This is a genomic window from Arthrobacter sp. D3-18, from assembly GCF_054408525.1.
The window spans coordinates 423940-436778 of the sequence record NZ_CP096440.1 but is presented as its reverse complement, the minus strand read 5'-3'; the positions used below and the strand labels follow the sequence as shown (position 1 = coordinate 436778).

Here is a 12839-nt window from a genome sequence, read left to right as displayed (position 1 = left end):
CCACTCTCCTGCCAGCGAATCAGCAGCCAATCAGCTGGACCCGTAGCAGGCACGGGACATCCTGGATTGTCTTACTTCCTCACTACGATTGACTCGTGGTTACTGCGTCAATCCGAAATACTGTGCAGATCCGAGTCCTCGGCCCCCTCCAGGTGACCGTCGATGGAGAGGTGCGGGAACTATCCAAGCGCCGGCACAGGGAAATCCTTGGCATACTCGTTGCACTGGGAGGCCGCGACATCTCGACGGCGTCACTCATTGACGAACTGTGGGACGGTGCGCCGCCACCGGGAGCTGTCGGAGCAGTCCGCACCTTCGTTGGTGAACTTCGCCGCGTCCTGGAACCACATCGGTTACCCCGCACCCCACCCTCGGTGCTCGTTACAGTGCGCGACGGGTACGCCCTTCGACTCCACGTCGACGCCGTTGATGCCTGGAGGTTCGAGTCGGCAGTAGCCCGGACAGCTGGAGCGACGCCCAACCAGGCCGAATCACTCTTGTCCACTGCACTCCGCGAGTGGCGGGGCGCAGCCTTTCAGGAATTCGCCGAGCGGCCGTGGGCCCTCACTGAGGTGAGACGGCTGACCGAGCTGCGGCAGACCGCCGTCGAACGCTTTGCCTCTGCATGCCTGGACCTCGGGTGGCCGGCGGAGGTCATCCCCATGCTGGAAGCACAGGTGGAGGAAAACCCCTGGCGCGAAGAAGGATGGCGCTTGCTGGCCATGGCCCTGTACCAAAGTCACCGCCAAGGCGATGCACTGGCCGTCCTTCGGCGGGCACGGGCGCAGCATGCCAACGAACTGGGGCTGGACCCCAGCCCCGCGCTCGTGGATCTTGAGAGCAAGATGCTCCGCAGGGATCCCCGGTTGCACCGAAAGGAACCCCTCGGTTTGGCTATGACTGCCACCGCCTACTCCAGAAGCGGCACGAGGGTTCAGTTGGAAGCCTCGAACGCTGTGTTGGGCAGCTTGGCAGTCGCCGGCAATCTTGAGACAGCTCGCACCCAACGCATAGCGGCCATCCAAGCTGCTGCAGAGCTGAACGATCCCGAACTCGCCGCCCGCGTCATTGGAGGCTACGACATACCCGGGATATGGACGCGCCCGGATGACCCCGCCGCTGCCGCCATCGTGATTGCCGCTGCCGAGAATGCGCTTGCAGCCAACCCCAACCTCAGCGATCGAAGCCGCGCGCGTCTTCTGGCCACCATAGCCATGGAAACCCGGGGGACCGGCGGTCGCCACCCGGAAGCCAGCGAAGCGGAGTCGATCGCCAGAAGATTGGGAGACGCGCAATTGCTCTGCTTCGCCCTCAGCGCCCGATTTATGCAAGCCTTCACTTCAGCCGGGCTTGCAGCCGACCGCGCCGATATCGGCCAGGAGCTGATAACAATAGCGTTCGACGCCGATTCGCCCACCTTTGAGATCAACGGGCGGCTGATTCGTATGCAGGCGTTGTGTGCTCTGGATGACCTCAGTGCGGCCAGCTCCGAGGCCGATGCGGTGGACCGACTGGCCCTGCGGCATGAGCGACCGTTGGCAACCGTCTTCACCCAATGGTTCCGGTGGACTTTCCTCGGCGACAGCCTGCCGCCTCCGCTGCCTGTAGAAATGCCTGGCTTCACGGACGGAATCGCGGCTTTGTCCACCTTGGCCCGCGAGTTGCGCGAGGCCACTGAATTAAGTGACGGCGATTTTGGCCCCTATGAGCGCTGGGTTCGGCCCCTTTTGCTGGTGAGGGCGGGCTCGTGCCATGAGGCGACCGAAGCTCTTCGGCGACTTCCGGATCCGCCATCGGATCTTTTGCTCGAGGCGACCTGGTGCATCGTTGCCCAGTCAGCCGTTGAATTGGGCGAGATCTCCGTGATCCGCCGGGCATTGGGTGCCTTGGAACCGGCCAAGGGTGAACGGGCTGCCGGAAGCGGCGTGGTGGACCTCGGCTGCGTTGATCACTACTTGGGGCTGCTTGAGGTGGCTGCTGTCTCGGTAGGTGGTTAAAGGGGTGAAGCCTCCATGGGTGGTGGAGGCTTCTGTTATGGGTTTGGTTGTTAAATGCGGGGAGCCCCGACCTTCGTGGTCGGGGCTCCCCGGTTTAATGGTTGTCCGGCGGTGTCCTACTCTCCCACACCCTCCCGGGTGCAGTACCATCGGCGCTGTGGGTCTTAGCTTCCGGGTTCGGAATGGGACCGGGCGTTTCCCCCACGCTATGACCGCCGTAACCTTGTTACCCGTCCCCCCGTGCCGTTTGGTGTTGGGGGTGGGAAGTCTTTGTGGTTACAACTGTGCTGTTGTGTATTTAGTTGTGTTTGGTTCCTGGAACGGTTGTTGTTCGGGAACCACATAGTGGACGCGTGCAGTGTGTTGTGTGTGGTGTAAGTTGTTGGCCTATTAGTACCGGTCAGCTTCACGAGTCTTTAGTCCTCGCTTCCACATCCGGCCTATCAACCCAGTGGTCTGGCTGGGGGCCTCTCACACATAAATGTGTATGGAAATCTCATCTTGAAGCGAGCTTCCCGCTTAGATGCTTTCAGCGGTTATCCCATCCGAACGTAGCTAATCAGCGATGCACTTGGCAGTACAACTGACACACCAGAGGTTCGTCCGTCCCGGTCCTCTCGTACTAAGGACAGCCCTTCTCAAATTTCCTGCGCGCGCAGCGGATAGGGACCGAACTGTCTCACGACGTTCTAAACCCAGCTCGCGTACCGCTTTAATGGGCGAACAGCCCAACCCTTGGGACCTACTCCAGCCCCAGGATGCGACGAGCCGACATCGAGGTGCCAAACCATGCCGTCGATATGGACTCTTGGGCAAGATCAGCCTGTTATCCCCGAGGTACCTTTTATCCGTTGAGCGACGGCCATTCCACAATGTACCGCCGGATCACTAGTCCCGACTTTCGTCCCTGCTTGAGATGTCTCTCTCACAGTCAAGCTCCCTTGTGCACTTACACTCGACACCTGATTGCCAACCAGGCTGAGGGAACCTTTGGGCGCCTCCGTTACTTTTTAGGAGGCAACCGCCCCAGTTAAACTACCCATCAGGCACTGTCCCTGACCCGGATCACGGGCCGAAGTTAGATGTCCAAAGTGACCAGAGTGGTATTTCAACGATGACTCCACCCGAACTGGCGTCCGGGTTTCAACGTCTCCCACCTATCCTACACAAGCCACTCCGAACACCAATACCAAACTATAGTAAAGGTCTCGGGGTCTTTCCGTCCTGCTGCGCGTAACGAGCATCTTTACTCGTACTGCAATTTCGCCGAGTTTATGGTTGAGACAGCGGGGAAGTCGTTACTCCATTCGTGCAGGTCGGAACTTACCCGACAAGGAATTTCGCTACCTTAGGATGGTTATAGTTACCACCGCCGTTTACTGGGGCTTAAATTCTCAGCTTCGCCCGCAAGGGGCTAACCGGTCCTCTTAACCTTCCAGCACCGGGCAGGAGTCAGTCCGTATACATCGTCTTGCGACTTCGCACGGACCTGTGTTTTTAGTAAACAGTCGCTTCCCCCTGGTCTCTGCGGCCCACACCCGCTCACGGAGAGCAAGTCTCCATCACGGGGCAGGCCCCCCTTCTCCCGAAGTTACGGGGGCATTTTGCCGAGTTCCTTAACCATAATTCTCTCGATCGCCTTGGTATTCTCTACCTGATCACCTGTGTCGGTTTGGGGTACGGGCGGCTAAAACCTCGCGTCGATGCTTTTCTTGGCAGCATAGGATCACCGGATCCCCCCATACGGGGGTCCCATCAGATCTCAGGAACGTGCTCGAAGCACACAGGAACGGATTTGCCTATCCCTGACCCTACATCCTTAGACCGGGGCAACCATCGCCCGGCCCGGCTACCTTCCTGCGTCACACCTGTTAATACGCTTACCTCCCGGGATCAGGTCCCGCGCTCGGCCAAAACCCACAACACCACAAGGGTGAGCGGGCAGGCTCCGGGCGGTTAGTATCCCCCGCTTGGCATGGGCGGTTTTTCGCCGGTACGGGAATATCAACCCGTTGTCCATCGACTACGCCTGTCGGCCTCGCCTTAGGTCCCGACTTACCCAGGGCAGATTAGCTTGACCCTGGAACCCTTGATCATTCGGCGGACGGGTTTCTCACCCGTCTTTCGCTACTCATGCCTGCATTCTCACTCGTGTAGGCTCCACCGCTGGTTTCCACCGCGACTTCACTGCCCACACGACGCTCCCCTACCACTCCACACCCCTGAACCACGAAGGCTAGGGCATTATGTGAAATCCACAACTTCGGCGGTGTACTTGAGCCCCGCTACATTGTCGGCGCGGAATCACTTGACCAGTGAGCTATTACGCACTCTTTCAAGGATGGCTGCTTCTAAGCCAACCTCCTGGTTGTCTTCGCAACTCCACATCCTTTCCCACTTAGCACACGCTTAGGGGCCTTAGTTGGTGGTCTGGGCTGTTTCCCTCTCGACTATGAAGCTTATCCCCCACAGTCTCACTGCTGCGCTCTGACTTACCGGCATTCGGAGTTTGGCTGACGTCAGTAACCTTGTAGGGCCCATCGGCCATCCAGTAGCTCTACCTCCGGCAAGAAACACGCAACGCTGCACCTAAATGCATTTCGGGGAGAACCAGCTATCACGGAGTTTGATTGGCCTTTCACCCCTACCCACAGCTCATCCCCTCCATTTTCAACTGAAGTGGGTTCGGTCCTCCACGACGTCTTACCGTCGCTTCAACCTGGCCATGGGTAGATCACTCCGCTTCGGGTCTAGATCACGCCACTACACTCGCCCTATTCAGACTCGCTTTCGCTACGGCTACCCCACACGGGTTAACCTCGCGACGTAACACTAACTCGCAGGCTCATTCTTCAAAAGGCACGCCGTCACAACTACAAGGCTGCTCCGACGGATTGTAAGCACACGGTTTCAGGTACTGTTTCACTCCCCTCCCGGGGTACTTTTCACCTTTCCCTCACGGTACTGGTCCGCTATCGGTCATTAGGAAGTATTTAGGCTTATCAGGTGGTCCTGACAGATTCGCACGGGATTTCTCGGGCCCCGTGCTACTTGGGATACTCCCCAGGCCGTGCACAACATTACGGTTACGGGGCTCACACCCTCTCTGGCCGGCCTTTCAAGACCGTTCACCTATGCCTGCACCTCACCTCACTGGTCCGGCAGAACCAGAACGGAAAGTCCCACAACCCCGCCCATGCAACGCCCGCCGGCTATCACACATGGAAACGGTTTAGCCTGATCCGCGTTCGCTCGCCACTACTAACGGAATCACTATTGTTTTCTCTTCCTGCGGGTACTGAGATGTTTCACTTCCCCGCGTTCCCCCCACGCACCCTATGTGTTCAGATGCGGGTCACACAATCACCTTGCAGCGTTGTGCGGGGTTTCCCCATTCGGACATCCTGGGATCAACGCTCGGTTATCAACTCCCCCAGGCTTATCGCAGATTCCTACGTCCTTCTTCGGCTCCTAATGCCAAGGCATCCACCGTGTGCCCTTAAAAACTTGACCACACAAGATCAATAAACTTACTCGAGAGAACCATGACCACAAGGGCCAGGTTCATTCATAAGAAATTGCTGTAAGAACACACACACCAACCGCCAAAAAGGGGCCAGCCACGTGTGTGTTCTAGATGCTCGCGTCCACTATGTAGTTCTCAAACAACAACCCCGTCAACCAGACCACCACCACCCCGCAAAACGGGGACACGATGGTAAGTACCGGAAGCAGGAACAAAAGAAACACCAGAAGATGCTCTCTGCATTGCTGCAAAAAGGTCCTGTTGCCTCAGGACCCAACAGTGCGCCAAACACAACCCCACACACACCACGCCCCGACGCGTTCCACACAACACCACACCCCCCAAAAGGGACACAGGATTGCCGTACTGGCACCAGGACACAACCGGTGAAGGCCATGCCAAACAAGTTTGATTCGTTGATATTCCACCCATGAGCACCCACCGCAGAACAGACGCCTGCGCAATGGGCAACACTGACAACCACTCACATATCCGCATGCACGGACACCAGCAGTTGCTAGCAGCTCCTTAGAAAGGAGGTGATCCAGCCGCACCTTCCGGTACGGCTACCTTGTTACGACTTAGTCCCAATCGCCGGTCCCACCTTCGACGGCTCCCCCCACAAGGGTTAGGCCACCGGCTTCGGGTGTTACCAACTTTCGTGACTTGACGGGCGGTGTGTACAAGGCCCGGGAACGTATTCACCGCAGCGTTGCTGATCTGCGATTACTAGCGACTCCGACTTCATGGGGTCGAGTTGCAGACCCCAATCCGAACTGAGACCGGCTTTTTGGGATTAGCTCCACCTCACAGTATCGCAACCCTTTGTACCGGCCATTGTAGCATGCGTGAAGCCCAAGACATAAGGGGCATGATGATTTGACGTCGTCCCCACCTTCCTCCGAGTTGACCCCGGCAGTCTCCTATGAGTCCCCGCCATAACGCGCTGGCAACATAGAACGAGGGTTGCGCTCGTTGCGGGACTTAACCCAACATCTCACGACACGAGCTGACGACAACCATGCACCACCTGTAAACCGACCGCAAGCGGGGCACCTGTTTCCAGGTCTTTCCGGTTCATGTCAAGCCTTGGTAAGGTTCTTCGCGTTGCATCGAATTAATCCGCATGCTCCGCCGCTTGTGCGGGCCCCCGTCAATTCCTTTGAGTTTTAGCCTTGCGGCCGTACTCCCCAGGCGGGGCACTTAATGCGTTAGCTACGGCGCGGAAAACGTGGAATGTCCCCCACACCTAGTGCCCAACGTTTACGGCATGGACTACCAGGGTATCTAATCCTGTTCGCTCCCCATGCTTTCGCTCCTCAGCGTCAGTTACAGCCCAGAGACCTGCCTTCGCCATCGGTGTTCCTCCTGATATCTGCGCATTTCACCGCTACACCAGGAATTCCAGTCTCCCCTACTGCACTCTAGTCTGCCCGTACCCACTGCAGAACCGGAGTTGAGCCCCGGTCTTTCACAGCAGACGCGACAAACCGCCTACGAGCTCTTTACGCCCAATAATTCCGGATAACGCTTGCGCCCTACGTATTACCGCGGCTGCTGGCACGTAGTTAGCCGGCGCTTCTTCTGCAGGTACCGTCACTTTCGCTTCTTCCCTACTGAAAGAGGTTTACAACCCGAAGGCCGTCATCCCTCACGCGGCGTCGCTGCATCAGGCTTGCGCCCATTGTGCAATATTCCCCACTGCTGCCTCCCGTAGGAGTCTGGGCCGTGTCTCAGTCCCAGTGTGGCCGGTCACCCTCTCAGGCCGGCTACCCGTCGTCGCCTTGGTAGGCCATTACCCCACCAACAAGCTGATAGGCCGCGAGTCCATCCAAAACCACAAAAGCTTTCCACCACCATGACATGCGCCAGATGGTCGTATCCGGTATTAGACCCAGTTTCCCAGGCTTATCCCAGAGTCAAGGGCAGGTTACTCACGTGTTACTCACCCGTTCGCCACTAATCCCCCAGCAAGCTGGGATCATCGTTCGACTTGCATGTGTTAAGCACGCCGCCAGCGTTCATCCTGAGCCAGGATCAAACTCTCCGTTGAAGTAAAACAAAACCAAACAGACACAACCACACCCACCGGAAATAACGGTAGAACGCGGCTGCACAAAATTCGAAACCAGCTGAAAACCAGACCACCACACACGGGGGTGCGCAATGATCCAGCCATAATTTCAACCAATTGAAAAACAATCGGTATCAACAAACTTGGCACACTATTGAGTTCTCAAACAACAGACACACCCGGCACCACCAAACCCCCCACAAGGGGCCAGGATCGCTCCGGAGCAACTTTTCAATCTTACCCGATCAACCAGATCTTTGCAAACCGGCGTTTCCGCGATTTCCGATCCAGGTCTCGGCCCCACCCGGCACAGGCACGCTCAAAAGCGCGCCATTTTCCAGGCTGTTATCAAGGGGGTCGGCCTCCGCGGTTCTCAGCTCCAGGCTGTCTCACTCGCGGCGACTCAGAAGACATTACACGTCCGCGGCCCCCGGCACAAATCACCCCAGTACCAACCAAAACCCCTGCAAACACGGGCCAAACACCCCCGCCAAGGTCTGAAACCAAGCAAAACCCCCAAAAACAGCCCAAGTGAAGCCCGTCACAAGACCATCACCGCACCAAGGCCTCCGCTCCGCAACCCACGCTCACCACCGCCGTCGCACGCTCAACCCAACCCGAGGGAAGTGAGAGACCGTCAAGCCCAAACCCGAGGGAAGTGAGAGACCGTCAAGCCCAAACCCGAGGGAAGTGAGAGAGGATCGAAAGGGGGCGGGTAGACGCGCTTAAACGCAAAAAGGGCCGGCAACCATAACAGTTGCCGGCCCTTTTAGAGCTTCGTGATTACCAGGAAGACTTGGTGATGCCCGGGAGCTCACCGCGGTGAGCCATGTCGCGGAAGCGAACACGGGAGATACCGAACTTCTGGAGCGTGCCGCGGGGACGGCCGTCGATCTGGTCGCGGTTACGCAGACGGATCGGGGAGGCGTTGCGGGGCAGCTTCTGCAGGCCGAGGCGTGCAGCTTCGCGTGCTTCGTCAGTCGCGTTGGGGTCAACCAGGGTCTTCTTCAGTTCGAGACGCTTGGCAGCGTAACGCTCAACAATGACCTTGCGCTGCTCGTTGCGAGCAATCTTTGACTTCTTTGCCATGTGTTTAGCGCTCCTCTCGGAATTCGACGTGCTGGCGGATCTTGGGATCGTACTTCTTCAAGACCAGGCGGTCAGGATCGTTACGACGGTTCTTGCGGGTTACGTAGGTGTAACCCGTGCCCGCGGTGGACTTCAACTTGATGATCGGACGTACGTCCTTGTCCTTTGCCATTAGAGCTTTACTCCTCGTGCCAGGATGTCGGCGACGACTGAGTCGATGCCGCGTACGTCGATTGTCTTGATGCCACGGGCTGACAGGGTCAGCGTGACGTTACGGCGCAGGGACGGAACCCAGTAGCGCTTCTTCTGAATGTTCGGGTCGAACCGACGCTTGTTGCGACGGTGCGAGTGCGAAATGCTGTGTCCAAAGCCCGGCTCGGCTCCGGTCACTTGGCAGTGTGCTGCCATGACTCTCCTCCAAAGATTGAATGTAACGGCGTGCAGATGTTCCTGCGTTGCCGTGCGACAGGCAGCGTCCGCATCCGGGTCCAGACCATTTCGGTAGTTTCCGCAGCAAGTGCGGCGAAGAAGGTTGGCCTCAGGACCGGGCAGTGATAATCACTGGAACAGATCCTGGGATACCGGGCGAATACAGGAATGCACGCAACTTGAGCCCCTAACTACCGGCCACCGGGATGTCAGTAAAACCGACAGTCACCACCAACCGGAGCAATTGCACACGATCCGCACTACCTAGCGCCTAACTATTCTACTGGTCAGGCCAAATTAAGACCAATCCGGCATCATAAGCCCTTGGCGTCCGCTGCCGGAACACCGACTCAAGCTTGGCGGGTCGCCCGGGAACTCGGACTACAGCGGCCGGATCAGTTCCGGGTATTTCGGGCTCAGACCGTCGCCGGAGGAAACTCCCCGGACGCGGCGGGCAACCCATGGCGCCGCGGATTCGCGGAACCATCGTGCGTTTGCTTTCAATGCCTCAACACGGTTCATCAGTCGGACCGGAGCCAGTTCGGGAACCTCGATGACGTGCTCGTGCTCGAGGACATCCAGGACACGCTTTGCCATGTTGACGTGGCCTGCGGTGGACATGTGCATCCGGTCCTCGCCCCAGAGGCGCCAATCGTCGTACTCGTCGAAACGCCAGTAATCCACCAGCAGGGCGCCATGGTTTTCGGCGATTTCGCGCACCAGTTCGTTGTAGATTGCCGTGCGGCCGCGCATGGCGCTGAAAACCTTCGAGCCCTTCGCATCAAAGCCCGTGAAGAGGACCACGGTGGCTCCCGACGCGCTCAGCTTGGCGATGCCGGCGTCGTACTCCTCCAAAAGCGAGTCAATATCGATCTTGGGCCGCAGGATGTCGTTCGCCCCCGCGTACAACGTCACCAACGTTGGTTTCATCGCGACAGCGGCATCCACCTGCTCAGCCATGATCTGCCGGAGCTTCCGGCCGCGGATGGCTAAGTTGGCATAGCCGAAGTCGGTGTTGCTGTGGGCGAGCTGCCCTGCGACGACGTCTGCCCAGCCGCGAACGCCGTTGGGTCGGCTGGGGTCGTCGTCTCCCACACCCTCAGTGAACGAGTCCCCCAGGGCAACATAACGGGCAGAAAAATCCATGCCGTCAGTCTGCCACTTCAACGCTCGGAGCCACAAAGCCGCAACGGGCAAGCTAGGAATCGCGCAGGATCCAGTGGTTGTTGTCCAAACGGGCAACGATCTTCTCGCCGATGCGCGCAAGGTCCGCGACGTCGTCGGGACTGAGGGAATCGAGCATCAGCGTCCGCACGGATTCCACATGTCCCGGGGCGAGGGACACTATGGTGGACATGCCGGCATCGGTCAGGTGCGCAACGGTGACACGGGCGTCGCCGGGATGCGCTTGCCGTTCCACCCAACCGCGTTTCTGCAGCTTGGTAACCACGTGGGAAAGGCGCGACAACGAGGCACTTGTCCGTGCGGCGAGCTCGCTCATAGGAAGGTATCGGCCCTCGGTTTCGGAGAGCATCGCAAGCACGTTGTAGTCGAACAGGGACAATTTGCCGGCCGACTGAAGCTGGGTGTCCAACGCCGAGGGGAGCAAAGTATTGATGCTCAGCAGGGCCAGCCAAGCACGGCGTTCGTCGGCGTTCAGCCAGCGGGGTTGCGTCATGCCTCCATCTTATGAGAATTCCCTACTTCCTTAGGTCCCGGCCCGGGCTCAGGCGATAGGCTGGCCGCATGTTTGTCGTCTCATTGACCTACAAAGTTCCCGACGAAATTGTCGATTTCCACCGCCCCGGCCATATGGCCTGGCTTAAGGAAGCCTTCGACGCCGGGACCTTCCTTGCGTCCGGACGTCGCGTCCCAGCCACTGGCGGTGTTCTGCTCTCCAAAGTGGATAGAGCGACACTGGAGGCTTCCTTGGAAAAGGATCCGTTCTATAGCAACGGAGTGGCCGAGTTCGAGATCATTGAATTCACTGCCACCAGCGTGGCTGAGGGTTACGAAAACCTGCTCGACAGCTGAGGCATTGCCCGAGCGGTTCCCAGCCATTCCGGCAGTACCACCGGCATCAGTTCCGGCCACCGCGCTCCCAGATGGTCACCGCTCGATACGCCGCGGACCCGCCGTGAAAGCCAAGGCCCGACGTCGCGCCTCAGCCAGGCGGCGTCGTCGGCGATGTTCTCGGTGAGCGTCCGCGGACGTGGCGTTGCCAGCACCGGTGAGGTGAGTGCGTGCGGGGCCCCGAGGACTTCGAGGACTTTCTTGGCCATGTAGCTATGGCCGGGGTTGGACATGTGCAGGCGATCCGGGGCCCACATTCGCGGGTCCTGAAACTTCTCAAAGCACCAATAGTCCACCAGGAGCGTTCCGTACTTTGCTGCGATACGCCGAATGTGACGGTTGTAGATGGCGGTGCGCAATTTGAGCGGTTCGAGCAAAGGCGATAAGGGAACGTTGTATCCCGTGAAGAGGAGGACTGTGGCTCCGCTGGCTTTGATCCTTTTGACGGCATCTTCATAGTCCCGGATGAGCTTGGCCATGTTGAGCCTTGCCATCAGGAGATCGTTCCCACCGGCGTAGAAGCTGACCATCGTGGGATTCATGGCGAGGGCGGGCTCTATTTGTTCGTCGATGATCCGCTGGAGGCGCCGCCCGCGAATGGCGAGGTTGGCGTATTTCACGGTCTCGTCGTGCCTTGCCAGTTCTTCGGCCACTCGGTCCGCCCAGCCCCGGCAGTTGTTGGGGAGCCTGAGATCGTTGTCGCCGACGCCCTCAGTGAAGGAGTCGCCGAGGGCCACAAAGCGGATCTGGCTTTTCACTTCGCTTCCTCCGGGTCTTCCATGAGCTTTTTCAGGCCGCCCTTGCGTGGGACTTTTACGGGCTCCGGCCATCGCGGGCTGATGGAGTCCCCTAGAGTGACACCGCGTAGTTTGCGTCCGAAGAGCGGGACCACCCAGTCGTTGACCCAGCGGCGTTGCCGGCGTTCCCATTCGCGCATGGACATGCGGGTGGGCGGGTCCCATTCTTTCGGGGAGATTTTGTGCGGGACGTTGAGGTGATCCAGAACCTGGGCAGCCAAATATTTGTGGCCCGCCTTGGACATGTGGAGCCGGTCCGGGGCCCACATCCGCGAGTCCCTGTAGGCGTCGAAGCACCAGTAGTCCACAAGGACTGCGCCATATCTGGCTGCGACATCACGGACTCTCTGGTTGTAGAGGGTGTTGCGCTTCTTAAAGGGTTCCAGGATGGCAGAAACCTTTACGTCGAACCCTGTAAACAGGACCAAAGTGGCCCCGGTTCCGCTGAGGCGCGCGACGAGCAACTCGTAGTCATTGAGGAGAGCATCCATATCGGTACCGAAATCGAGGATGTCGTTGCCGCCTGCGTAGAGCGTGATGAGCGTTGGCTCCATGGCGAGAGCGGGCTCGAGTTGTTCATCGATGATGTGCCGGAGCCGTTTGCTGCGGACTGCCAAATTGGCGTACTCCCACCCCGGCTGGGCCTTCGCCAATTTCTCGGCAACCCTGTCGGCCCATCCACGGACACCGTTGGGCAGGACCTTGCTCGGGTCCCCCACGCCTTCGGTGAAGGAATCCCCGATGGCGACATACCGCCGTCGAACCTTTTTCCCGTCTCCGAATTCCTCCCGCACGTAGCCGACGCTACGCTTCCCCGGTTACACCGGAGCCAACCCAAAGTGAACAAGCCAATG

General features: G+C 58.7%; 9 protein-coding genes and 3 rRNA genes. 2 read left to right on the top strand and 10 right to left on the bottom strand.

Features of this window, described 5'->3' with window-relative positions; translation table 11 throughout:
- Positions 1-95 precede the first annotated feature (95 nt).
- The gene (locus M1D89_RS04125; protein WP_498648293.1) at positions 96-1997 is read left to right on the top strand and encodes an AfsR/SARP family transcriptional regulator; all 1902 of its coding nucleotides are present in this window, start codon (positions 96-98) and stop codon (positions 1995-1997) included.
- A gap of 103 nt (positions 1998-2100) precedes the next feature.
- Here M1D89_RS04125 and rrf read toward each other — a convergent pair.
- From rrf to M1D89_RS04085, 8 genes are all read right to left on the bottom strand, one after another.
- Positions 2101-2217, bottom strand: a 5S ribosomal RNA gene (rrf, locus tag M1D89_RS04120).
- A gap of 149 nt (positions 2218-2366) precedes the next feature.
- Positions 2367-5510, bottom strand: a 23S ribosomal RNA gene (locus M1D89_RS04115).
- Positions 5511-6055: 545 nt separating this feature from the next.
- Positions 6056-7576: ribosomal RNA gene (locus tag M1D89_RS04110) — 16S ribosomal RNA — on the bottom strand.
- Together the 16S, 23S and 5S rRNA genes form the textbook arrangement of a ribosomal RNA operon.
- An 804-nt stretch (positions 7577-8380) precedes the next feature.
- Positions 8381-8686 carry a 30S ribosomal protein S14 gene (gene rpsN, locus M1D89_RS04105; protein WP_011776360.1) on the bottom strand — a complete coding sequence of 102 codons (306 nt, stop codon included), beginning with the start codon at positions 8684-8686 and terminating at the stop codon, positions 8381-8383.
- Between the two features lie 4 nt (positions 8687-8690).
- Positions 8691-8858 (bottom strand): 50S ribosomal protein L33, encoded by a 168-nt coding sequence (gene rpmG / locus M1D89_RS04100; protein ID WP_003798558.1) that lies wholly within the window; start codon positions 8856-8858, stop codon positions 8691-8693.
- Positions 8858-9094, bottom strand: a complete 237-nt coding sequence (rpmB, locus tag M1D89_RS04095) for a 50S ribosomal protein L28 (protein WP_011776361.1) — start codon at positions 9092-9094, stop codon at positions 8858-8860. The genes rpmG and rpmB overlap by 1 nt, the downstream gene beginning before the upstream one ends.
- A 402-nt stretch (positions 9095-9496) precedes the next feature.
- Positions 9497-10261, bottom strand: a complete 765-nt coding sequence (locus M1D89_RS04090; RefSeq protein WP_498648287.1) for an SGNH/GDSL hydrolase family protein — start codon at positions 10259-10261, stop codon at positions 9497-9499.
- 52 nt (positions 10262-10313) lie between these two features.
- Entirely contained in the window at positions 10314-10793 is a 480-nt protein-coding gene (locus M1D89_RS04085; protein WP_017198795.1) for a MarR family winged helix-turn-helix transcriptional regulator, read from the bottom strand.
- 68 nt (positions 10794-10861) lie between these two features.
- Between M1D89_RS04085 and M1D89_RS04080 the strand changes: the two genes are divergently transcribed.
- Entirely contained in the window at positions 10862-11149 is a 288-nt protein-coding gene (locus M1D89_RS04080; protein ID WP_498648283.1) for a YciI family protein, read from the top strand.
- On the opposite strand, the gene M1D89_RS04075 is transcribed toward M1D89_RS04080, so the two are convergent.
- Together M1D89_RS04075 and M1D89_RS04070 are read right to left on the bottom strand one after the other, a co-directional pair.
- The gene (locus tag M1D89_RS04075) at positions 11125-11946 is read right to left on the bottom strand and encodes an SGNH/GDSL hydrolase family protein (RefSeq protein ID WP_498648281.1); all 822 of its coding nucleotides are present in this window, start codon (positions 11944-11946) and stop codon (positions 11125-11127) included. The genes M1D89_RS04080 and M1D89_RS04075 overlap by 25 nt on opposite strands.
- Positions 11943-12779: an SGNH/GDSL hydrolase family protein gene (locus M1D89_RS04070; RefSeq protein WP_498648279.1), complete on the bottom strand. Its 837-nt coding sequence runs from the start codon at positions 12777-12779 to the stop codon at positions 11943-11945. The genes M1D89_RS04075 and M1D89_RS04070 overlap by 4 nt, the downstream gene beginning before the upstream one ends.
- Between the last annotated feature and the right edge of the window lie 60 nt (positions 12780-12839).